The 21,948-nt window shown below is 71.2% G+C and carries 17 protein-coding genes and 2 pseudogenes; 11 read left to right on the top strand and 8 right to left on the bottom strand.

All coding sequences use genetic code 11. The annotated features are described in order from the left end of the window. The first annotated feature begins 4 nt into the window (after positions 1–4). Entirely contained in the window at positions 5–949 is a 945-nt protein-coding gene (locus tag ACSURM_RS01155) for a LysR substrate-binding domain-containing protein (RefSeq protein ID WP_436952536.1), read from the top strand. A 36-nt stretch (positions 950–985) separates the two neighbouring features. Here ACSURM_RS01155 and ACSURM_RS01150 read toward each other — a convergent pair whose 3' ends face one another. From ACSURM_RS01150 to ACSURM_RS01135, 4 genes are read right to left on the bottom strand one after another with little or no spacing between them, the layout of a single operon-like run. Next, positions 986–2,263, bottom strand: coding sequence for a cation:proton antiporter (locus tag ACSURM_RS01150; protein ID WP_436952534.1), 1,278 nt, complete (start codon positions 2,261–2,263; stop codon positions 986–988). A gap of 44 nt (positions 2,264–2,307) precedes the next feature. Further along, entirely contained in the window at positions 2,308–3,768 is a 1,461-nt protein-coding gene (locus tag ACSURM_RS01145) for a cytochrome P450 (protein ID WP_436952532.1), read from the bottom strand. Next, positions 3,762–4,925, bottom strand: coding sequence for an alpha-hydroxy acid oxidase (locus ACSURM_RS01140; RefSeq protein ID WP_436952530.1), 1,164 nt, complete (start codon positions 4,923–4,925; stop codon positions 3,762–3,764). Before ACSURM_RS01140 ends, ACSURM_RS01145 begins: the two co-directional genes overlap by 7 nt. After that, positions 4,922–6,547 (bottom strand): NAD(P)-binding domain-containing protein, encoded by a 1,626-nt coding sequence (locus ACSURM_RS01135; RefSeq protein WP_436952528.1) that lies wholly within the window; start codon positions 6,545–6,547, stop codon positions 4,922–4,924. Before ACSURM_RS01135 ends, ACSURM_RS01140 begins: the two co-directional genes overlap by 4 nt. A gap of 234 nt (positions 6,548–6,781) precedes the next feature. Here ACSURM_RS01135 and ACSURM_RS01130 point away from each other — a divergent pair, with 234 nt between their 5' ends. From ACSURM_RS01130 to ACSURM_RS01115, 4 genes are all read left to right on the top strand, one after another. After that, positions 6,782–8,305 carry a class I adenylate-forming enzyme family protein gene (locus ACSURM_RS01130; RefSeq protein ID WP_436952526.1) on the top strand — a complete coding sequence of 508 codons (1,524 nt, stop codon included), beginning with the start codon at positions 6,782–6,784 and terminating at the stop codon, positions 8,303–8,305. 299 nt (positions 8,306–8,604) lie between these two features. Continuing rightward, positions 8,605–10,776, top strand: a complete 2,172-nt coding sequence (locus ACSURM_RS01125) for a hypothetical protein (RefSeq protein ID WP_436952524.1) — start codon at positions 8,605–8,607, stop codon at positions 10,774–10,776. Between the two features lie 355 nt (positions 10,777–11,131). Further along, complete coding sequence (locus ACSURM_RS01120) at positions 11,132–11,473, top strand: hypothetical protein (protein ID WP_436952522.1); 342 nt, start codon at positions 11,132–11,134, stop codon at positions 11,471–11,473. A 397-nt stretch (positions 11,474–11,870) separates the two neighbouring features. Then, positions 11,871–12,656, top strand: a complete 786-nt coding sequence (locus ACSURM_RS01115) for an SAM-dependent methyltransferase (RefSeq protein WP_436952520.1) — start codon at positions 11,871–11,873, stop codon at positions 12,654–12,656. A 508-nt stretch (positions 12,657–13,164) separates the two neighbouring features. Here ACSURM_RS01115 and ACSURM_RS01110 read toward each other — a convergent pair. Then, entirely contained in the window at positions 13,165–13,446 is a 282-nt protein-coding gene (locus ACSURM_RS01110; RefSeq protein WP_436952518.1) for a hypothetical protein, read from the bottom strand. A 268-nt stretch (positions 13,447–13,714) separates the two neighbouring features. On the opposite strand from ACSURM_RS01110, the gene ACSURM_RS01105 reads away from it, so the two are divergent. Then, positions 13,715–14,518, top strand: a complete 804-nt coding sequence (locus ACSURM_RS01105) for a helix-turn-helix domain-containing protein (protein ID WP_436952516.1) — start codon at positions 13,715–13,717, stop codon at positions 14,516–14,518. 87 nt (positions 14,519–14,605) lie between these two features. Here ACSURM_RS01105 and ACSURM_RS01100 read toward each other — a convergent pair. Both ACSURM_RS01100 and ACSURM_RS01095 read right to left on the bottom strand, forming a co-directional pair. Then, positions 14,606–14,838: pseudogene (locus ACSURM_RS01100) on the bottom strand (IS5/IS1182 family transposase); the annotation flags it as partial. Continuing rightward, positions 14,816–15,247 (bottom strand): DUF7878 domain-containing protein, encoded by a 432-nt coding sequence (locus ACSURM_RS01095; protein ID WP_436952514.1) that lies wholly within the window; start codon positions 15,245–15,247, stop codon positions 14,816–14,818. The gene ACSURM_RS01095 and the pseudogene ACSURM_RS01100, both read right to left, overlap by 23 nt. A gap of 393 nt (positions 15,248–15,640) precedes the next feature. Between ACSURM_RS01095 and ACSURM_RS01090 the strand changes: the two are divergent. Next, positions 15,641–15,925: pseudogene (locus tag ACSURM_RS01090) on the top strand (PLP-dependent aminotransferase family protein); the annotation flags it as partial. Positions 15,926–16,014: 89 nt separating this feature from the next. Here the strand turns inward: ACSURM_RS01090 and ACSURM_RS01085 are convergent. Further along, a complete protein-coding gene (locus ACSURM_RS01085; RefSeq protein WP_436952512.1) occupies positions 16,015–16,458 on the bottom strand; it encodes a MarR family winged helix-turn-helix transcriptional regulator in 444 nt (147 codons plus the stop codon). Between the two features lie 234 nt (positions 16,459–16,692). On the opposite strand from ACSURM_RS01085, the gene ACSURM_RS01080 reads away from it, so the two are divergent. The 4 genes from ACSURM_RS01080 to ACSURM_RS01065 all read left to right on the top strand — a co-directional run bounded on the left by ACSURM_RS01080 (position 16,693) and on the right by ACSURM_RS01065 (position 21,602). Further along, a complete protein-coding gene (locus ACSURM_RS01080) occupies positions 16,693–17,427 on the top strand; it encodes an acetoacetate decarboxylase (protein WP_436952510.1) in 735 nt (244 codons plus the stop codon). Between the two features lie 86 nt (positions 17,428–17,513). Further along, positions 17,514–18,467: a 3-hydroxyacyl-CoA dehydrogenase NAD-binding domain-containing protein gene (locus tag ACSURM_RS01075; RefSeq protein WP_436952508.1), complete on the top strand. Its 954-nt coding sequence runs from the start codon at positions 17,514–17,516 to the stop codon at positions 18,465–18,467. Between the two features lie 29 nt (positions 18,468–18,496). After that, positions 18,497–20,035 carry a CoA transferase gene (locus ACSURM_RS01070; RefSeq protein ID WP_436952506.1) on the top strand — a complete coding sequence of 513 codons (1,539 nt, stop codon included), beginning with the start codon at positions 18,497–18,499 and terminating at the stop codon, positions 20,033–20,035. Between the two features lie 406 nt (positions 20,036–20,441). Beyond that, positions 20,442–21,602 (top strand): methyltransferase domain-containing protein, encoded by a 1,161-nt coding sequence (locus tag ACSURM_RS01065; protein ID WP_436952505.1) that lies wholly within the window; start codon positions 20,442–20,444, stop codon positions 21,600–21,602. Positions 21,603–21,948: the final 346 nt, after the last annotated feature.

The following is a 21,948-nucleotide window of genomic DNA, read 5'->3' as shown; positions in this document are numbered from 1 at the left end:
TCGCATGCAACTGGATCTGAACCTGCTCACGGCCTTGGACGCGCTGCTGGAAGAAGGCAGCGTCGCCGGAGCCGCAGCACGCCTGCACGTCACCGCACCGGCGATGAGCCGCTCCCTGGGCCGCATCCGCAAGGTCACCGGTGATCAGATCCTGGTCCGCACCGGCCGCAGTATGGTTCCCACCGCCCGCGCGCTGGCCATGCGCGCCGAGGTCCACGCCCTCGTACAGCGGGCCCACCACCTTCTGTCCGCGCGGGAGGAACTCGACCTGGCGGCTCTGGACCGGGTGTTCACCGTGCGCTGGCACGACGCCCTGACCGCCGCGTGCGGCACCGCCTTGACCGCGGCCGTCCACCATCAGGCCCCGGGTGTCCGGCTGCGCCTGTCCGCCGAACCCGGCACCGACGACGCCGAACTCCGCCGGGGTGAGGTCGACCTCGCCTCAAGCTCCAAGGCACCGACGCTCCCCGACATCCGCCACCGCCTCGTCGGCGAGGACCGGCTGGTCGTCGCCGTCCGCCCGGGCCACCCGCTCACCGCGGGCCCGCTGAGCCCCGAGCGCTACGCGGCCGCCGAACACCTCACCGTTTCCCGGCGCGGAAGCCTGCGCGACCCGATCGATGACGCCCTGACCGCACACGGCCTCGAACGACACGTCGTCGCCGCCGGGCCCACCGCCGCCTTCGCCCTGCGCCTCGCCCTCGACACCGACCTGGTCGTCACCCTTCCCGAGGCGGTCACCCGGGCGGCCCGGGACGAACTCGGCCTGGTCACACTGCCGCCGCCGCTCCCGCTGCCCGACGTACCCCTTTACCTGCTGTGGCACCAGCGGTACGACAACGACCGCGCCCACGCCTGGCTGCGGGACCTGGCCACCGAAACCGTCGAGGCACTCTTCACACCACCGGCCGCCCCGCGACAGCCCGTCGCCGCCCGGACCGGGACGTGACGGGCCGCCGAGCTGCCGAGCGGTCCGGGGACGGTGTCATGGTTCTCCCGTGGTCGGGGTGACCCCGGCCAAGGGTGTCTCCTCGGGCCGCCGGCGCCGGTCCCGGTGGTCCAGCAGGGCCAGCAGCGGCGCCGTCATCACCGTGGTCACCAGGGCGACGATCACGAGGACGCCGAAGAGCGCGGGAGACGCGATGCCCGCGGACAGGCCCACGTTGATGGCGATGAGCTGCATCAGACCTCGTGCGTTCATCAGCGTGCCGACGCGGACGGCGACGGCCTGCGGCTCGCCCAGCAGGCGCGCCGTGGCCCAGCAGGCACCGAACTTGCTGATGATCGCCACCGCGACACAGACCACCGTGAACAACAGCAGCCCCCCGTCGGACAGCAGGGTGAAGTCCGTGTTGAGGCCGGAGTAGGCGAAGAACAGGGGCAGGAACACGATCCGGCTCACCGGCGCGACGGCCTCCACCGCGCGGGTCACCACCGGGTCGCGGGGGAAGGCGACGCCGAGGCTGAAGGCGCCGAACACGGCGTACAGGCCGATGCGGTCGGTGTACCACGCGGCGAGGAACAGCAGCAGGACGGTGACCAGCAGCATCTGTTCCCCGGTCAGGCGCCGGGCCCGCTCGAGAGCGCTGGGCCGCAGGCGGAGGAAGATCCCGAGGAACACGGCGAGCCCGACCGTACCGATGACCGCGCGCAGGAAGGTCTCCGCGCCGCTGCCCGCCATGCTGAGCACCCCTGCCAGCAGGACCCACGCCACGGCGTCGTCCAGCGCGCCGGCGGCCAGGGAGACCGCGCCGAAACGGGTCTTCGTCAGGCCCCGCTCGGTGATGATCCGGGCCATCATCGGGAAAGCGGTGATCGCCACGGTGACGCCGACGAACAGCGCGCCCACCGAGGGTGAGATCCCGTCCGGGTAGAGGTCCACCGCGTCGTGCGCCGCCCAGGCCAGTCCGGTGCCCAGGAGGAGCGGTACGACGATGCCGGCCGCCGAGACGGGCACCGCCGTACGGCCCACCGACCGCAGCCGGTCGGTGCGGAACTCGTAGCCGGACAGGAACATGAAGACGACGAGACCGACCTGCCCCGCCACGTACAGCACGGGACGGATCTCGTCCGGGAACACGGCCTTCTCCAGGCCGGGCGAAAGGAGGCCCAGCACGGAGGGACCGAGGGCCACGCCGGCGACCATCTCGCCGACGACGGGTGGCTGGCCGAGCGGGCGCAGCAGCCTGCTGACGAGGCGGCACGCGGTGAGGATGACGACCACGGCGAGGAAGAACGCCGGGCCCATCTCGGTGGTCGACAACGGTGACTCCTTGACGAGGAGACGTATGGGGGGTGTTGCCGCTGTCAGGCACCGCGGCCGGTGAACGGGCAGGCGGCAGCGGCCTGTTCGGGCCCCGCCGCGCGGCCGGGCGGGGGGTGCGGGCCGTCCAGCGGACGGCCCTCGGTGTCGTGCCGGGCGAAGTACGTCGTCGCGGGCCTGGTGCGGCGGGCGTCGAGCACCATCCAGGTGCCGAGGACCAGTTGCAGCAGGCTGCGCCCGACGTCCTCGGCGCGGTCGCGGACGGTCAGCGCCGTGCGCAGGACGCGGCGCGGACGGTCCGGGACCGGCCGGCCCCGGGGGAGGAGCAGACACGGAGCGCGGTGCGGGATGGAGCGGGTGTGGCCGACGGGGGAGTCGAGCACGTACCGGGCCAGCACCTCGCGGGTCGCGGCACGCATGACGACGGGTGCGAGGCGCCAGGCGGGACAGGGCCGGTTGGCGGCGACCCCGAAGGGGATGTGGTGGGCGTTCTTCGCGGAGAGCGCCGCCCAGCGGTCGGGGTCGAAGCGGTCGGGGTCGGCGTAGCCGGTGGCGTGGTAGTCGGGGTAGCTGAAGGTCAGGACGGAGCCCGCCGGGATCGTGGGCAGGCCGTCGAGGGTGATGTCCGCGGTGGTGATCCGGTGGGCCACTCCGAACAGCGGGTAGAGACGGAAGGTCTCGTTCATGACCTGGGTCAGGTAGCGGTCGTCGTCGGGGCTGGCCGCCACCCGTTCCTGCACGTCCGGGTGCTGGGCCAGGGCCAGCAGAAGGTGGGCCGTCGCCTCGGACATCTGCACGACGGCGGTGTTGAAGAAGGTGCCCTGGAGGTAGTGGGCCTGCTGCCGGCGGGTCAGGCCGGCGGGCAGCGCGTGCGGTACGTCCCCGGCGGCCAGGCGGCGCAGCAGGTAGCGGGTGAGCCGGTTCCTGCGGCGCATGTGGCGTGGACGGGTGCACTTGAGGGCGTTGACGACGTCCTCGGCGTGGGCGACGATCAGCCGCCGGGCCTCGGCCGGGCAGGGCTCCTCGAAGACCAGGCCGTAGAAGAACTCGGCCCACACCGGCATCATCAGATCGCGCAGCCGTACGACGCGCACGCGGCCGGTGTCCGCCGCGTCCAGGGCCTGCCGGGTGTGCCGTGCGGCGGCTTCGTACAGCTCCGCCGACGGGCCGGACAGCAGGTCGAGCGTCCGGCGGGCGACCTCGTCGTAGCGGGGTCCGGCCTCCAGGTGTTCCTGATGGATGTCGGCGCCGGGCGCCAGCCAGTACCAGAACAAGTCGGACAGCGCCGCGCCCTTGCTGCGGCCCCCGGCGGACGGGTGGCCGTAGACCTCCTGGAAACGGTCGGGGTCGAACGTGGCGTTGGGGAGGAGCATGCCCTCGTCGCCGTTGACGCGGGCGAAGACCTTCGTGCGGAGGGCGACGACCTTGCCGGGCAGCCAGGACGGGGACGACAGCAGCAGCGCCCCGCCCGCGGCCAGCGCCGCCGCCGTTCTCCTGCTCACCATGCGCGTTCTCCTCTCCAGGGCCGGTACGGAAGGCGGCGTGCGGCCCCCTGTCCGGCCGCGAGACCGTACGGCGGGTACGGCAACCCGCGCGGCACCACCTGGTCGGTCGTCAGATCCCGCGGCCGGCGCCCGCCGCAGAGGGCGAGCACCTGCTCGAAGTCCTCGCGCAGTGCCGTCAGCGCCTGGCGTACGCCGTCCTCGCCGCCCGTGGCCAGGGCCCACAGCACGGGCCGGCCCACACCGACGGCCCGGGCTCCGAGGGCGAGGGCCAGGGCGATGTCGGCGCCCCGGCGCACTCCCCCGTCCATCAGGACGGGCACCCGTCCGGCGACGGCCTCGGCCACGGCCGGGAGCGCCTCGACCGACGCCGGAGCGGCATCGAGCTGCCGTCCCCCGTGATTGGACACGACCAACGCGTCCACGCCCCGGTCGACGGCGGCACGCGCGTCCTCGGGGTGCAGCACGCCCTTGAGGACGAGGGGCAGGCCGGTCAGTTCGCGCAGCCGCGCCAGGTCGTCCCAGCCGGCCGGCCACATGGCGATGTCGCGGGTGGTGCCGGGTGGCACGCCGGGCAGGTCCCGCATGTTCTCGGCGGCGAGGCCGGGCGGCAGGTCGTGGAATCCGTTGCGCAGGTCCCGGGTGCGGGTGCCGAAGACGGGCGAGTCGACGGTGACGACGAGGGCGGAGCAGCCCGCCCGTTCGGCCCGGAGCACCAGCTCGGCGGTGACCTCGGGCTCCGGTTGCAGATACAGCTGGAACCAGACCACGGCCTCCGGGTCCGCCTCGCGGGCCGCGGCGACGACGTCCGCGACGGCGGTGGTGGCTGCCATGCCGGTGACCAGCGGGATGCCGGCCGCGGCGGCGGCGCGCGCGGTGGCCGGTTCGCCGTCGGGGTGGGCGAGGCGGTGGAAGGCGGTGGGCGCGACGAAGAGCGGCGCCGGCCAGTCCCGGCCCAGCACGCTCACCCGGGTGTCGCGGTCGCCACCGCCGCGCAGCACCCGGGGAAGCAGGGCCAGTCGGTTGAAAGCGTCCGCGTTCTCCCTGAGCGCCGTCTCCTCGCCCGCGCCGCCGGCGAAGTAGTCGTAGTGCTCGGGGCTGAGTTTCTCGCGTGCCGACTCGGCCGGATCGTGCGGCGGGCCGGGGCGCGGGCCGGTCATGCCCGGGGCGCGGCGATGTCCTCGCCGGCCGCGAGGTCGGCCCCGGCGGGCAGCCGGGACGCGAGGAAGGAACGCAGCGGACCGACATGGACGTCGGGGTTGTCCCACTCGTTCTCCAGGTTCTCCGTGATGTGGTGCTCGGCGACCGGCTTGCCGGTGCCGTCGGGCAGGAACTGCCGCACCACGGGGTGCAGGTAGCGCGCGTCGAGGCCGCTGGTGTCCTGCTGGGGCGTCCTGCTGACGGTGATGTCGAAGGGATCGACCTGGTCGTGGTCGGCGCCGTACTCCAGCGTGACGGTGAAGTAGGAGGCCAGGTCGCCGAACCGTCCCTGGGCGGCGGCATGGTGCAGGTGTGCCACCGGGATCTCCTCGCAGTGGCGCACCGCTCCATCGGCGGTGACGAGCACCGCGTCGCCGAGGAACCCGAAGAGCTGCCACAGGGCCGAGGTCCGGTTGACCCGCTCGATGAGCGCGTCGGTCACCGGGCCCGCGGCGGCGGGCAGGGCGGTGTGCGGCCAGTCCTGGTCGTGGTAGCGGAGTTCGAGGATGCGGTGCAGCGCCTTCACCCCGTACCGGAACCCGTGGATGAATCCGCTGGTCGACTTCTTGAAGTCCAGGGACTGGGTGATGGTGCCGGCGAAATACAGATCGGGCACGTTCACGGATTCCCAGGCGTCGGTGAGCTTCGGGAAGCGGTCCTTGATGACGAGGTCGGGTCGGCAGTCGTCGTCGAAGATCGAGGCGTCGAAGCGGAAACCGGTGGCCAGGATGACCCGGTCGTACGGGATGTCCTTCACCACTTCCGCGACGCGTGCGAATTTAACACTCACGACATAGGTGCCGTCGGGGTTCCGTGCTATACGGAGGATGTCGCCGTCCAGTACGGCGTTCTGGGACTTGAGCTGGTAGGTGTCCAGGAAGTTGTTGTTCACGGCCCGGAGATGTCCGACGAAATGCGTCCGCCAGGCGAGCTTGAGCGAGCCGGGTCCGGCGACGTGGATGACGGCCGCGGTCTCGATGAGATGGTCGGCGGTCTCGAACGCGGAATTTCCCCGCCCGATGATGAGTACCCGCTTGTCGGTGAATTCGGCGGGGTCGACCGACACCTGGGCGTAGTGCTCGGCCTCCGCGGCGCCCTCGATGGGCGGCACGTACGGCCGCGAGACACCGGTGGCGACGATGACCCGGCGGGCCCGGACAACGTTGCCATTGTCGTCGGCCGCCACGAAGAAGCCGCCGTCGGGCCGCGAGATACGGGTGATGCGGGTGTTGAACCGGATGTTCAACCCGTGCGTCCGGGCGAAGTCCGCGAGGTAGCGGACCATGTCGTCGGCCGGCGGGAAATAGCGCGGGGAGTAAGCGGTGAACAGCGGGCCCTCGTCCGAGAGCAAGGAGTTCCAGTCGACGCGCAGACGCATCTCGGGGTCGCTCCAACCGGTGTGCACCTTATTGGAGGAGATAAGGGTCCGGTGTCTGGGAAAACGGGTGAAGAAAGCGCCGGGAGCGTCGCTCTCCTCCACGATGAGGTAGTTTCTGCCGCTTTTCTGGAGGAAGTACCCGGCTTGGAGGCCCGCGGGGCCGCCGCCGATGACGAGATAGTCAACCTGTCCTGAATCGGACATGGCCTTCTCCTGCCTGACGTGGGGGTGGGAAGGACGGTACTTGACGGTTAAAGCATGGAGCCACCCCTAGTGTTGTGTGATCTAGATCACACAACACTAGGGGTGGCGCATTTCCTCCTTCGGCTAACGTGAAGTCGTGAGGGGCGGTCCGGAGTGTCGGGCGCGCCGGCCATGGTCGTTTTCCAGTCATTCACACTGCCTTTACATCGGTTATCGGCCCAGAGTGGAGACGAAGTGGACGAAAAGCCCGGGGAAGTCTTTCCGCAACCGCTCGTCGACGCGTTCCGCGAAGCTCCCGGTCTGCCCGCTTTCGAGTACCGGGGGCGCGCGGTCACCAGGGGGCAGGTGCTCGTCCAGATCGCCGGGTTCGTGAGAGGGCTGCGCGGTGCGGGCCTGACCGCCGGATCCCGCGTGGCCCTCGACACCGGTGTCACGCCCGAGGCGTTCGCCGTCCGCGTCGCCGCCCATGTAGTCGGCTGCCAGGTGGTGGCACTGCGCCCCGGGCTGACCCCCGAGCACCTGCGCGACATCCTCGCCCGCGGCATCAGCGCCGTGGTGACGGACGACCCCGCGAGCCGGCCGGCACAGGCCGCCGAAGCGGGCGGGATCCCGCTGCTGGACACCGGCGGAGCGCTACGGCCCCCGGCACCCTTCACGCCCGGCCCCGAGGACCTCACCGCCCGGGGCGACCGCGACGGCATCGGCGTCATCCACCTCACCAGCGGCAGCACCGGCCGGCCCAAGGGCACGATGGTGACCTACGGCGCCCTGTCGGAGGCATGGGCCCTGCGACCCGGCCGCTGGACCGACCGCACCCGGCGCCTCGCGGCACGGTACGCGCGCTTCCTGCTCTTCGGCACACTCAGCAGCGCCGTCATGTTCGAACACGTGTGTCTGTCGCTGCTGGGCGGAGGCACCGCCGTCATCCCGGACCAGCCCCTGCGCTTCCCCGAGGTCTTCGCCGAGCACCGCGTCAGCGCCTGCATGACGACGGTGCCGCGCCTGTACGGCATCCTCGACGCCGTCCGCGACAGGGCCGTCGACACCGGCAGCCTGCGCGCCCTCGTCGTGGCGGGCTCCCCGCTCGCCCCGCACCGGCTGACCGAGGCGGCCGGGCTGCTCGGTCCGGTGGTCCACCACGCCTACGGCCAGACGGAGACGGGCATGCTGACCGTCCTCGAACCCGGGGAACTGGTGGCCGATCCCGGCCTGGCCGACAGCGTCGGGCGTCCGCTCGACACCGTCGAGATGACCGTGCGGGATCCCGACGGACGAGACCTCCCCGCGGGCCGGACGGGCGAGGTGTGGGTCCGGCTGGCGGACGCGTTCCACGGCTACTGGGAGGACCCTCGGGAGACCGCGGAGGTCCTGCGGGACGGCTGGGTCCGCACCCGGGATCTCGGCCGGCTCGACACACGGGGGTATCTGCGGTTGTCCGGGCGCACGCGCGACATCGTCATCGTCAACGCCGTCGTCCACTACGCGGGCCCCATAGAGCGGGTCCTGGCCTCCCATCCGGACATCGACCAGGCCTACGTCGTCGGAGTCCCGGACGACCGCACCGGCGAGGCGATCCACGCCTTCGTGGTCCCGCACCCCGGGGCCGTACCGGCCGTGGACGCGCTGCGCGAACTGGTGGCCCGGGAACTGGGGGAGGCCGCCGCCCCGGTCCGGGTCGACAGCATCACCGAGGTGCCCGTCGCACCGAGCGGCAAGCCGGACAAGGCGGCGTTGCGCGCCTTGCTGGAGACCTCCTGACCGCACACGGGTCACCTGGCCGTCCGCCCTTGCCGCTGACGCCGGGCAGGCGCGCGCCGCGACCCCCGATCCCCGGCCGAGAGCGGCCGGGACAGGCCCCCCGAACCTGATCGAGCGCCTCGTCCGGGCACCGCGGCTGTCGGGCCGTCGGGAGCGGACGTCACTCACCTTGCCCGGACCTTTCTCCACGATGACGCGGAGCGCCCGGCGAGGGGCGCCGAACGTGGACGGCCGTCCGCTCTGCCGCCGCACCGGAAACTCCGATGCGTCGGTTCCCGCGCCCCTGCGATCATCCGTGCATGGCACATGGTCTCGCAGCACTGGTCATCCGGCACACGCACCGGGTTCCCTGCCCCGGCGGCGCTGCCGGGGAAGGCGCCGCCGCTGCACGGCAGTTCGACGCGGCGTTGATGTCCGTCGGCTTCAAACTCTCGGCGCGACTGCTGGAGCGGCTCGCCGGAAAGTCCGAGCCTGCCGTCCTGCACACCGCCAAGCGGGTGCTGCGCACCGTGAGCGAGATGGTGGGGGACCACGTCCGGCACAACGCGTACTTCATCGACTTCCCGGCGAACGTGCCGGACACCGAGGAGTTCTGGACGCGGTGCGTGCCGGCGGCCCTCGGCGACGAGGAGTCGCGCGACAACGTGCGGCGACAGGCGGCGAACGGGACGCTGGACCTGCTCGGTCTTCCCGCTTACGGCCGCTACCAGCACACCTACGAGGAAATGCTCGCGGCGCAGGACGAGTTGATCGCCTCGGCGGGCGACCGGGTGACCGTGCTGCACCTCGGGCGCGACCTGGACGACGAACTCACCGACCTGTACCTGGCGTTGGCGGGCAGCCCGACGCCCCTGGCCGAGGAGCACCTGAGCGATCTCAGGATTCTCGCCGAGCGGTGCGCTCTCGGCCCCCAGCCGGAGTCGATCCCGGTCCGGGAGAACCGGGCGGTCGTCAACGCGGCCCGTCTCACCGCCGGAGCCGACCTCCTGCTGGACACCGTCGTCGACGTGCTGCGACTGGCCTGCGCCCTCTCGGGCGGCGACGTGACGCTGCGGGAACCCACCCGGTTCCGCGCGCTGCCACGGGCGGTCCGCCGTGCGCTGCTCGCGGGCCTCGACGCCGTAGTCGCGGCGAACCCCGCCAAGCTGGCCGACGTACCCGCCTACCGCGAGCAGTTCAAGCGGCTGGGCGAGCGTCTGCACCCGCACGAGTACCCGCGCTGGCCGAACGCGGCCGAGGTGTTCGCCGTGGCACGGGGCGAGAAGGAGGCGCGCTCCTTCGACAGCCGTGCCGAGCGACTGCTCGCCGGGTCCGACGTCATGGGTGCCGTGCGTCTGCTGTCGTCCGCGCCCGGCAAGTTGTTCCGGGCGCTGGACCTGCTGCTGCGTGTCGCCGCCGACCAGGACGAGCGTGACGCGGTGGTGGACGCCGCGGTGCGGGCCGCTCCCGAGGTCTCCGGCCGGGTCGTGCTCTCGGTCCGTGAGCACTTCCTCAACCGGGAGCGGGAGAGCGGCAGGCCCCGGATCTTCGTCAATCGCCGGGGCCGGGGCTGGGTCGCTCCCGACACGCGGCCCCCGGTCCCGGCCGCCGACCGCGACCGCCTGATTGCCGCCCTCGACACCGAGGTACGCCGCAGACTCCCCGCGCCTGGCCGGCTGCTGGTGGACCCCGACGTCCTCGACGTGGCGCTCCCGCTCAGCGGCAGGGCGGCCCCGGCCGGGCTCGGTGTGCTCCCGCGCGGTACGGTCTCGGCGGTCGAAGGCGAACTGCTTCGTTTCTTCGTGTACTGGAAGCAGACCGAGAGGCGAACCGACTACGACCTCTCGGCCCTGCTGCTCAACACCGATTACAGCACCGACTGCTGGCTCTCCTACACGTCTCTCAGCGCGGTCGGGGGCCGGCACTCGGGCGATGTCACCGAGGCACCCGACGGGGCCTCGGAGTTCATCGACCTGTCGCTGGACCAGATACGCGCCACTTTCATCGCTCCACAGGTCAACATCTACGCGGGCGAGGATTTCGAGGAGGCCGCGGAATCTGTCTTCGGCTGGATGCTGCGTGAGGGGGAGCAGAAGGGCCGGCCGTTCGAGCCGCGAACGGTGCGGATGAAGTCGGAGCTGCGGGGGACGGGCCGGGTGGCGCTGCCCCTGGTGTTCAGGCGCGACTACGACGGCCGGTGGCACGCGAAGTGGCTGCACCTGTATCTGCGGGGCATTTCGTCGGCCAACCGGGTCGAGGAGAACCAGACGTCGGTGTCCACGGTGGTGCGCGCCGTCGTGGAGCGCGAGTACCTGACGGTGCGCCATCTCGTCGGCCTGATGTCCGACGGCGTCACGGAAGTCGACCTGTGGGACGGGGGTCCGGTCCCCGACGAGCCCGTCACCTACATCGGTCTTGAACGTCCCGAGGAACTGCACCCGGACTCCCGCGTCATCACCGTCGAAAACCTGCGCGACCTGATCCCCGGCTGAGTGCTAGCGTTACCCGTGGCGAGGCCATGAAAGGGCTTCCTTCTCCCTTCTTCGACTGAACAAGTCTTTTCGCTTTCCTCGCCTTCACGTCGCTCCGGGCGGCGCACGCGCTCACCGCGCGTGCGCCGCCCGGAGTCGTTGTCTCACCGGCGCGGCGACGCGTGCGCCGCACGCTCTCCTAAGGTGAAGGCGAAGTACCATCCCTGCTCTCAGCGGCATAATCCATCAGAAGGCGCACAACATGCCCAAAGCGAGCCGACCCGACATCCAGGAATGGGCTGAGCAGGTACACCGGACCACCCTCGATGTGGCGGACATGCTGGGAGTGTCCCCGGAGGCTTGTGCCCGTGACCCCATGAGTCTCATCCCGGCCCTCCAGGGCTGGGTCTCGCGGGCGCCACTCGATGAATTCGGGCACCCCGACTGGCTGGCGCTGCACGAGGACCTGCTGTGTTGCCTCTCCGACTTCCTGATTCGACGGCACGGCGCACGGTGGCAGGCGCAACGCGACTCCGTCACATCCAGCGGATACCGTTACGTCATCGAGGCCACGGGGGTCGATGGACGGACACGCCGGCTCGACCCGGACGGGATCGTCAGGAGGGAACTCGCCGCTCTCCCGATCGACGTCGTACGCATGCTGGCTACCGCGGAACTGGAACTACGCCTCACCCGCCAGCCGGTCGAGGACGCATAGGGTCCTCCTTCGTGGGCGGTCCGCTGTCAACTGGCAGCCGCGCGGCGCCCTCGCGGCAGGGCCGCGGTCCGGAGCACCCGGCGAACCGTGCGGCGAGGAACTGCCGAAGCCGACTCGGCACCACGCAACTAAGCTGACTAGTCTGTGGTGTTGGCGAGCCCCCCTCCGCAACCTGCGCGGCGCGGGCCGCAGTCCGTGTGCCATGCGGGTGCCGTGGCACACTTCAGCACGCTGCTGCCGGCAGAAGGGAAGAGGGAATCGGCGTGAGCGAACGGAAGTCCGCCCCGACCGTGCCGGCCGTCGTCCTGGGCCGGCGCCGGTTCCTCCTCTCCTGAGCCCCGCGTCACCCGTACCCCCGAAGTCGCGGTTCCCCTTACAAAGGACACACGGAATAACGATGACATCGAAGCCCATTGACACCAGTCGGCCCCACCCGGCGCGCATGTATGACTACTACCTTGGTGGCAAGGACAGTTACCCGGTCGACGAGGAGGCCGCGGAGAGGGTCATATCGTTCCTGCCAGCCATCAGGATCGCCGCCCGCACCAACAGAAGCTTCATGAACCGAGCCGCGCGACTGTTGGCCGAACGGGGTGTGACCCAGTTCCTCGACATCGGAACCGGTATCCCGACCGAGCCCAACCTCCACCAGGTCGTACAAGCGGTCAATCCGCGAGCACGTGTGGTGTACGTCGACAACGACCCCATCGTTCTCCGTCATGCGGAGGCGCTCCTCCGGAGCACCCCCGAAGGGGCGACGAAGTACATCGAGGCGGATGTCCGCGAGCCCGAGAAGATCACCGAAAGCGCCAAGGAAATCCTCGACTTCGAGGAACCCGTCGCTCTCTCGCTCGTGGCCCTCCTGCATTTCGTCTCCGACGAGTACCAGCCCTACGAACTCGTCAACAATCTCTTGGCCCCGCTCTCCTCCGGCAGCTTCCTCATGCTCTCGCACGTGACGGGCGACTTCGATCCTGCCGGGTGGGCCAAGGCCGTCGACATCTACCGGAAGAGCGGCGTGCCCGCGCAAGTACGCTCCCGGGACGAAGTCGCCCGGTTCTTCACGGGCCTCGACCTGATCGACCCGGGCGTACAGGTCGTCACCGACTGGCACCCGGAGCCTGACCAGGAGTTCGCCGACGAACAGGTGCCCCTCTACGTCGGCGTGGCGCGGAAACCGTAAGCGCCCGGCGGTGCGGCAGCGACACGGACGGCCGACCCTCCCGAGGGTTCGGCCGCCGTGCTGTTCGAGGCCGAGCCACCAGGGGCGTCGGCGTGGCGCCCGTGAGACGTGCTGAAGACCATCGTCGAGGAGCAGGACCGAGCCGGCCCCCGGGCGGGGCCGCAGCGTCGGCCGGATGACCGGTGACGGCGCCCTTGAGCACGCGAAAACGTCGCCGACGATCCCGGTCCGTTCGGCGGGGCGTATCGGCATGGTCGCCCGGCACACGAGTGACGCGACCGGCTGCGCCGTGGTGGCCGCTGTGCTCGTGCTGACGAGCGGCCTCGCCGTAGGCGGAAACGAGGAGCGGGGCGCCCCCGGCGGCCTGAGTGGGATCGTCGTGATCGTGGCCGTGCCCGCCGTCCACCGGCAGGTGGGCCGGGGAAGGCGGGTGGCCGAGCTGGTCAGCGGTCGTCGGCCGTCGGTGGCCTCCCCCCCGTTAGCGGAGGCCACCGACAGCGTCACGTTCTCAGCGGTTGGTCCACAGGTTCCACTTCCAGGGCCACATGTTGCCCTCGGCGCACTGGTAGCGGTCCCAGTGCCCACGGTCGATGCCCTGCTGGCCGGCCGTCTGGCAGCCGCTCAAGGTCATGAACTTGCCGCGGTGGATGTCGAGGCTGTCGGCCGCCTGGACAGCGGCCACCTGGTGGGACGCCGTGCCGGGGACCGCGACGGCGGGAGCCGCGGACGCCAGACCGAGACCGGTCACCGCGATGGCCGCGAAGGCGGACAGTGTGGTGCGCATACGCATGATGAACATCCTTTCGGTTGGGGTGTGAAGTCGGTCCGTGCGGCATCCGCCGACACGGCCCCGACCACCGGTCACGCTCACCCTCGGGGGTGATCCGCTCAGCCGGTATGCCGAGTTTGCGCAGGAAGGTGCGCCTTCACAACCAGATCCCGTTTGCTTCACCGATGTCGGGATAAATAAAGTCCTGACCTGCTGGGACATGCCTGTCCCGGGACATGGGTCAGTCGGCGGGACGCTGTTGCCCCGCCCTTGAGGAAGGCCCCGATCGATGACCGGCCAACAACCAGACCGGGGTACGGCAGCACGAAGGCTGGGGGACGCGCTGCGGAGCCTGCAGCAGCAATCGGGGCGTACGCTCCGCAGCCTCGAGGCGCAGGTCCGTATCAGCGACTCGTCGCTCTCCCGCTACTTCCGCGGCGAAACCGTGCCGGCCTGGGGCGTGGTGAGGGACCTGTGCCGGGCGTTGGGCGCGGACCCCGCCGAGTACCGCGCACTGTGGGAGGCAGCCGACCGGAACCGGCCCGACCTGCCGGCCGGCACCTACACCGCCGGTGCTACCGGCCCGTCTTCCCGTTCCCGTCCTGCCTGGTGGCGACGGCTGCGTGGAGCCCTGTCCAGCCGCGGGGGCATCGCCGTGGCCGCTGCCGTCGGGGGTGCGCTCGTAGCGGGACTGCTGTTCGCGCTGGGCCTGCGCGGTGCCTCCGATGCGGCGCGGAGCGCCGAGGGAAGCCCGGGCGAGAGCGGCAGCGCCGGTGTTCTCGTCCACAACGTCGAGAAGAAATGCCAGGAGCCCCGTACGCACGAATGCGCGCTGTCCCTCGCCTACAACCCGTACCGCCCCTACGTGACCTCCAACTCCGCCGACCGCGTCTGGCACCACGACCTGCTCCAGGCACGCTGCACCATCGCCAACGGCGTCACCGTCACCGACGAGAACCACAAACACACCAGCATCTGGATCCAGGTCACACGGAATGGAAAGCACCTGTGGCTCCCCGGGATCCGCGTCCGCCCGAACGACCTGAACCAGCTCACCACCATCCTGCCCACCTGCTCTCCTCAAAGGTTGTGAGTGCTGGTCAGCCGTCGAGGGTGAGGACCCCGGCCCCCCGGACCCCCTGCGCTGGGAGGCGTTGACCTCGGGCCTGCCGTGGCCCTGCGGGCGCGCCTGGTCGATGACGCGGCCGACGGCGGACTTCGACACCCCGAACAGCGGAGCGAGCTTCCGCAGCGTCAGGTCGGCCCGCCAGCAGCACCAGATCCTCCAGCGGCGGCAGTCTCCACGGCCGCCCGTCAGCGAACCGGATCCGCTCCCTCCCGCCGCAGCGCGGCGATCATTCCGCCGAGCGCCACAGCCCCGTCCCGGCCGTCAGGGCTCCGGGATGAAGGCAGGGTCGATACCCATCGCGGCAACACCCTCGCGCACAGAGCGGTCGAACTGTTCGATCGCCGCCACCAAGACGTCCCAGGTGACGGGAGCGGTCCAGAAGTCCGGCGTGAAGACGGAGCCGACCCGCCAGCCGTCGACGGAGTTCACGATGCGGATCAGTCCCTCCTCCGCCTGCATCGAGTCGAGCTGGAAGTCCTCTTCGCCGGCGGTCGGCCTCTGCAGCCAGAGCGCCAAGTCATACGCCAGCTCGGTCACGGGGAACGCCTCTTCCGACCACACCACCCGCCCCTGTTCCCAGATGGAGAACTCTGCCTCGATGTCGAGGAGGAGCACTTCCAGAGGAGCCTCTTGCGGGGTGAGCCCGCGCTGCGGCAGATCCGACAGTCCGAAGTTCCGGCAGACGAACCGCACCGCACGGCCTCCATGTGATCTGAGGCCTTCGACTCGTCCAGGCCCACCCAAATGCGAAGAGCATTACCGTAGAGGACCTCGGACGGCGGAGATATGCGGTACGGGGACGAAGCCGAGCCGCTCGGCCGCGCGGGCCGCCAACAGCCGGGTGGCGGTGTCCTCTCCGGCCAGGAAGGTGATGTTGATCCGGGTGCCCGGCGGGCTGCGGTCGCGCGCCCGGGGTTCATCGCGGATCTCGGCTTTCGTACGGCTGTCTACGGACCGTCGAGATTTGCGCTGCGGTACCGGGGCCGGTGGCAGGGCATCCGCCGCCGGTCGCGCGCCGGGTTATGGACCTGTGCGCCGCACCTTGTATGGCCCTGGTGACCGGGCCAATGGTGGGACAGGGTGGGGCGACGGCGGGACTTGATGATCGCCGCGCTGGCCGGGCAGTTGCCCGGTGCGGTGGTGCACGGCGCGGCCGCGGGTCTGCATCTGACGGTCACCTACCCCGGGCGCGTACCGGACACCGAGTTCGCGGCGGCGGCGCTGGCGCACGGGGTGAAGTGCCACCCGTTGTCCTGGCACCGCCAGTCTCCCGGGCCGCCCGGCCTGGTCCTCGGCTACGCGGCCGGCTCGCCCGGTGTGATCGCCGACGGCGTGGCACGGCTCGGCCGGGCCCTGCGTTCGCTGAGCTGACCAGCCCGCCCGGCTGGACGATTCCCGCGTCCGGTGCCCTGGAGACCGACGCGGCAACGCCCGCCGAACGCCCCCGCCAGGTGTCCCCGTCAAGCCTCCTCCGCCACCGCCGACGCGGCGGTGTTGTAGCGGGCCAGCAGGGTGCGCAGGGCCTTCACCTCGTCCGGGGACCAGCCGGTGGTGCGGGCGTCGACCTCGCGGTACATCCGGGCGTCGGCGCGGGCGAGCAGTTCCCGGCCCCGGTCGCTGGGGCGCAGCAGCTGGACGCGGCGATTGCCGGGGACGGGCTCGCGTACCAGCAGGCCGGCCCGCTCCAGGGCGGTGACCTGGCGGCTGATCGTGGACTTGTTCAGCCCGTAGAGCCCGACCAGGTCCGCCGCCCGGGCCCCGTCGCGTTCGGACAGCTCGGACAGCAGTGAGTACTCGACGAAGCTCAGGTCGGGGTGGAGCCGTTCGGCGTGGGCCCGGAAGCGCCGGGAGAGGGTCACCAGCTCCCGGACGAGCCCCGGGACCTCCGTGTCGTCGTCGGTCACGTGTGTCCGTCCTTCCCCATGATTCCGGTACGCATGATCACACATGCGGACTGGAGTTGCCTTTTGCAACTCACTCGCCCCGGCGTTACAGTGGCTTCAGTTGCTATTTACAACTCACCGATCGTGCGGCCCCACCCGAACCTCTCCAGGGGCAGTCGGGCGAGATGTTCGCCGCACTTTGGCCCCTTATGCTCCGGATAGTCCGGAGCGGGCCAGGAGAGGCAGGCGAGAGTCATGCGAGCCGAGGACGTCGTCCGTGCACCGTCGACACCTCTGGATGCCCCGGCCTTCCCGGCGGGCCCGTACCGGTTCACCGACCGCGAGTACCTGAACATCACCTACCGCACGGACCCCGAGGCCCTGCGCCGGGTGGTGCCGGAACCACTGCGGGTGGCCGAGCCGCTGGTCCGCTTCGAGGTCATGCGGATGCCCGACGTCACCGGACTGGGCGACTACACCGAGGCCGGGCAGCTCGCCGTCGTCGAGTACGAGGGCGAGGCGGGCGAGTACAGCATCTCGATGCACGTGGACAACTTCCCCGCCATCGCCAGCGGCCGGGAGACCGGCGCCTTCCCGAAGAAGGCCGGCCGCCCCCGGCTGTACGTCGACCAGGACACCCTGGTCGGCACCCTCGACCACGGCACGCTGCCCGTGGCCCGCGCCACGATGGGCTACAAGCACCGGCCGCTGAACATGGAGCAGGCCCGCGAAGAGCTGACCCGGCCCACGTTCATGATCAAGAAGCTGTCGCACTACGACGGTTCGCCGCGCATCTGCGAACTCGTCCGGACGCAGATCGCCGACATCGTGGTCAAGGGAGCCTGGAGCGGCCCCGCCCGGCTCCAGCTCTTCGCCCACGCGCTGGCCCCGCTCGCGGACCTGCCGGTCCTGGAGGTCGTCTCCGCCGCCCACGTCCTGACCGACCTGACCCTGGGCCGCGCCCGGGTCGTCCACGACTACCTCGCCTGACCGCTCCCAGGGGCTGGAGCGGGAAAAACCGGCCCGGAGCAGGAGACCGGCCCGGCACAAGAGCAACCGAGAGGAGAAGGGCGCGCATGTCAGAGCACGACAGCATCGCCGGAATCCGCAACGTCACCGTCGTCGGGGGAGGGGTGATCGGCGCCTCCTGGGCGGCGTTGTTCCTGGCCCGCGGGCTGTCCGTCACGGTCAGCGACCCCCAGCCCGGTATCGAGGAGGCCGTGCGCGGGCACATCGCGCAGGCCGCGCCCGCGCTCGGCGCGCTGGGGCTGGACACCTCGGACCTGACCGCACGGCTCGCCTTCGTACCGGACCTGGCGGACGCGGTCCGCGCGGCGGACCTGGTGCAGGAGAACGGCCCGGAGCGGCTGGAGGTGAAGCACGAGATGTGGCGCGTCATCGAGGAGAACGCCCCCGCCGGCGCGCTGTTCGCCACCTCCACCTCCGGCATCCCCGCCACCGAGATCGCCACCGCCCTGAAGGACCCGGGGCGGCTGGTCGTAGGGCACCCGTTCAATCCGCCCCACCTGGTGCCGCTGGTGGAGGTCGTGCCCGGCGAGCGGACCTCACCGCAGACCACCGAGCGCGCCCGCGCCTTCTACGAGGCCCTGGGCAAGCGTCCGCAGGTGCTGCGCAAGGAGGTGCCGGGGTTCGTCGCGAACCGGCTCCAGTCGGCGATCTTCCGGGAGTGCGTGTACTTGGTGAGCGAGGGAGTGGTCACCATGCGGGAGCTGGACGACATCGTCACCTCCTCCCTGGGGCAGCGCTGGGCGGTCGCCGGCCCCTTCCGCTCGTTCCACCTCGGCGGCGGCGACGGCGGACTGCCCCACTTCATGAGCCACCTCGGGACCGGCATGGAGCGCCGCTGGGCCGACATGGCCGAGGAACACGTCGCGTTCGACGAGCGCACCCGGCGGCTGCTGACCGAGCAGGTGAAGGACTTCGGCGGCCCCGTCGCCGACCTCGCCGCCGAACGCGACCGCCGGCAGATCGCCGTCATGCGCGCCCTCGGCGAGGGCTACGACGGCTGACCCGACCCACACTCGCACAGAGGCTGAACATGAGCACGAGCACTGAAGAAGTCACCGCACGCATCCGGAAGGCCCTCGCCCACCCCCTCACCCACGAGGACGACGGCTTCGACATCCACGAGGCCCTGCGCGAGGTGCTGGCCCCGGCCGGTCTGCGCCGCGAGGACAGCGGCGGAAAGATCACGTTCATCGGCAGCGACCCGGTCGTGCCGAGCATCATGCGCCTGGGCGCCGTCCCCGCCCTGGGAATGACCGCCAAGTCGGTCGCGCTGGCCGCGCTGTGGCGCCGGCGGGGCGGCGAGGGCCAGGACATCACCATGGACCTGCGCAAGGCCCCGCACCGGCTGTGCCCCTTCTACGACAAGAAGTGGGAGCTGCTCAACGGCTACCCCGGCGGCACCCCCTCGGACCCCGTCAACCCGCTCGGGTTCGACTTCTACCAGACCCGCGACGGGCGCTGGGTGATGCCGCTCAACCCCTACCCGAAGATCAAGAACGCCGTCTACAAACTGCTGCGCACCTGGCCCGAGAAGCAGGCCGTCGCCGCCGCCATCGCCCAGTGGGACGCCGCCGACCTGGAACGGGCCGGTGACGAGATCGGCGTGGTCATGCCGATGCTGCGCACCACGGAGGAGTTTCTGCGGGAACCGGCGTACGAGTACATCGCCGAAGAACCGCTCATCAAGATCGAGAAGATCGGCGACAGCGAGCCCGAGCCCCTGAGCGCCGGCGCCGACCAGCCGCTGTCCGGCGTGCGCGCCCTCGGCATGGGCCACATCATCGCCGGTGCCGGCGTCGGCCGGGACCTGGCCCAGCACGGCGCCGACGTGCTCAACATCTGGCGGCCGAACGAGCTGGAGCACGACTCGACGTACAACAGCGCCAACGTCGGAGTCCGTTCGGCCACCATCGATCCCTACGGCGCCGACGGCCGGGCGAAAATCCGTCAACTGCTGCGCGACGCCGACGTGTTCTACGCGAACCGCCGCCCCGGCTACCTGGAGAAGATCGGCCTGAGCGCGGAGGAGGCCGCGGCCGTCCGCCCCGGCATCATCCACTGCAGCTTCTCCCTCGCCGGCGAGACCGGCCCATGGGCCCACCGGGTGGGCTTCGACCAGACCGCCGGCGCGCTCAGCGGCATCATGCTGATGGAGGGCGAGGACGGCGTCACGGCCGGCCCGACCAGCGCCCCGGGCCTGCCGTACATCATGGTCGTCAACGACTACGTCCTGTCCTGGCTGGCCACCACCGGCGCGCTCGCCGCGCTGATGCGGCGCGCCGAGGAGGGCGGCAGCTACCGCGTCACCCTCAACCTCACGCGGATCGCCACCTGGATCCTCAGCCTCGGCGTCTTCGACCGGGGTTACGCCCAGGAGACCGCTCTCGCCCCGGACCCGGACTCCCCGCACGCCTACCTCGACCCGGACACCTTCACCGCCGACACCCCTTGCGGCCGCTACCAGGGCGTCACCGACCAGGTGATCATGTCCAGGACCCCGGGACGCTTCCGCACCGCCCTCGTGCCGCGCGGCAGCAGTGCCCCCGTGTGGCTGCCCCGTCCCCACTGACCGGCACCGGGTCGCCGGACCGTGCGCTGCGACGGCCGTGCGCGGCGTCATCGACGGGGAACGCCGTGCGCGGCGTCATCGACACGGAACGGCCGGGCCCGGCCGTGCGAAGCGACCGGGCCCGGCGAGCTTCCCGGGCGAAGAGCGCTTCGGCCAAGCGGGCGCCCGACGTGCCGGCCACACCCGTTGGCCGTCTCTTTCCGGCGTTCGGCGGACAGTGCCCGTCGCAAGCCTCACCATGGAGAGGCCATTCTTCCTGCCGATCTTGAGGAGACGGGGATGGGTAAGCACGAGAAGCCGCCGGCCGACCCGAGTACGGGCACCCCGCCGCCCGGCAACAGTGACGGACAGGTTCCTCCGCCTCCGCCCAGTACCGGCAAGCACAAGAAGTAGCCGTACGGTGCTGATGACCGCACCCGGCGTCGGCAGGCTGCGGCGATCGCTGGCCGCGGCCATGGACCAGCGCGGCGACTGGCCCGAACGATCCCCTTGGATCCGTGAGGCCGTGGATGCCCTGCCCCGGCACCGGTTCGCCCCGGACCGCGTCTGGCGGTGGGACGGACACGTCTACGTGCCGGTGGACCAGCGGATCGATCCGGCCGGCTGGGCGAGGGAGGTGTATCCCGGCCCCGACGCGGCGACCGTCACCGAGGTCACGGACGGACTGCCGGCATCCAGCCTGTCCAGTCAGGCCGTCGTGGTCGACATGCTGGACTCCCTGCTCCTCGAACCCGGCCACCGCGTCCTCGAGCTGGGAACAGGCAGTGGATGGAACACAGCCCTGCTCAGCCGCCGCACCGGCCCCCGTCTCACCGTCAGCGTCGAGACGAGGCCCGGCCTGGCACGGGCGGCCCGCCGGGCACTGGCCGGAGCCGGACTCGCCGCGCACGTGAAGGTCGGTGACGGCAACCGGGGATGGGCCCCCGCAGCACCCTACGACCGGGTCATAGCCACGTACGCCGTCGAGCGGATCCCGTGGGCCTGGGTCGCACAGACACGGCCGGGCGGACGCATCGTCACTCCCTGGGGCCGACTCGGACACGTCGCGCTCACAGTCGCCGACGACGGCCGGTCCGCGACCGGATGGATCCAGGGCCTGGCACAGTTCATGCCCGACCGCGCCGCGTTGCGCCGCGAACCCGGCTTCACACAAGTGCGCGCCCGCAGCGAACCGGAGGGGGAGCGGACCTTCCCCCGCGACCTCACCCCACTGCATGCCGACGTACACCTGCGGTTCGCGCTGCGCGTCGCCCTGCCTCAGCTGAGGATCACGCTCGCCTACGACGCCGACGGCCTCAACGCCTGGATGCACGACGCCGAGGAGTCCTGGGCCGTGCTCTCGGCCATCGGCGGCGGCCGGACGATCGCCACCCAGGGCGGCCCCCGACGCCTGGCCGACGAACTCGAGACGGCGTGGGACACCTGGCTGGACCTGGGCGGCCCCGACCTGTACGACTTCGGCATGACCGTCACCGACAGCGGCGCGACGCAATACATCTGGGTCAACGACCCGGCGGCCGAACCCCGTTGGGCGATCACCTGCGACTCCACGCCGACGAATGACTGACCGCGGCAGCGTCGAGACCGCGACTCGGCTGGTGCCTGTCCCGTTCCCTACGGGCTGATGCCAACACCTCGTTGCCGAGCCCGCGTGCCTGGGTGCCGTCCGCCTCACCGTCGTCCGTCCCCCTCAGCGCCGTGCCCGTCGCCCACCCTGCCGCGCATGATCCACTGATCCGGGCACAAGCGATGTCGCAGCCGCCCGCCCGCGGTCGGGCACGGCCGCCTCCTCGGAGCACGCGCGCCGAACCGTCCGATCTGCTCGCCGTCCTCCCCCGTGCAGCCGCCGGCTTGGCCAAGGTGCGGGCCCTGCGCGTCCGGCCGGACGCCGTGGGCCGGTTCGGGCGAGGGGC

This window comes from Streptomyces sp. SudanB182_2057 (assembly GCF_964272715.1).
In the GTDB taxonomy this organism is placed as follows: domain Bacteria; phylum Actinomycetota; class Actinomycetes; order Streptomycetales; family Streptomycetaceae; genus Streptomyces; species Streptomyces rubradiris.
Note: the sequence above shows the minus strand (reverse complement) of the source record. Positions and strands in the feature narration are given on the sequence as shown.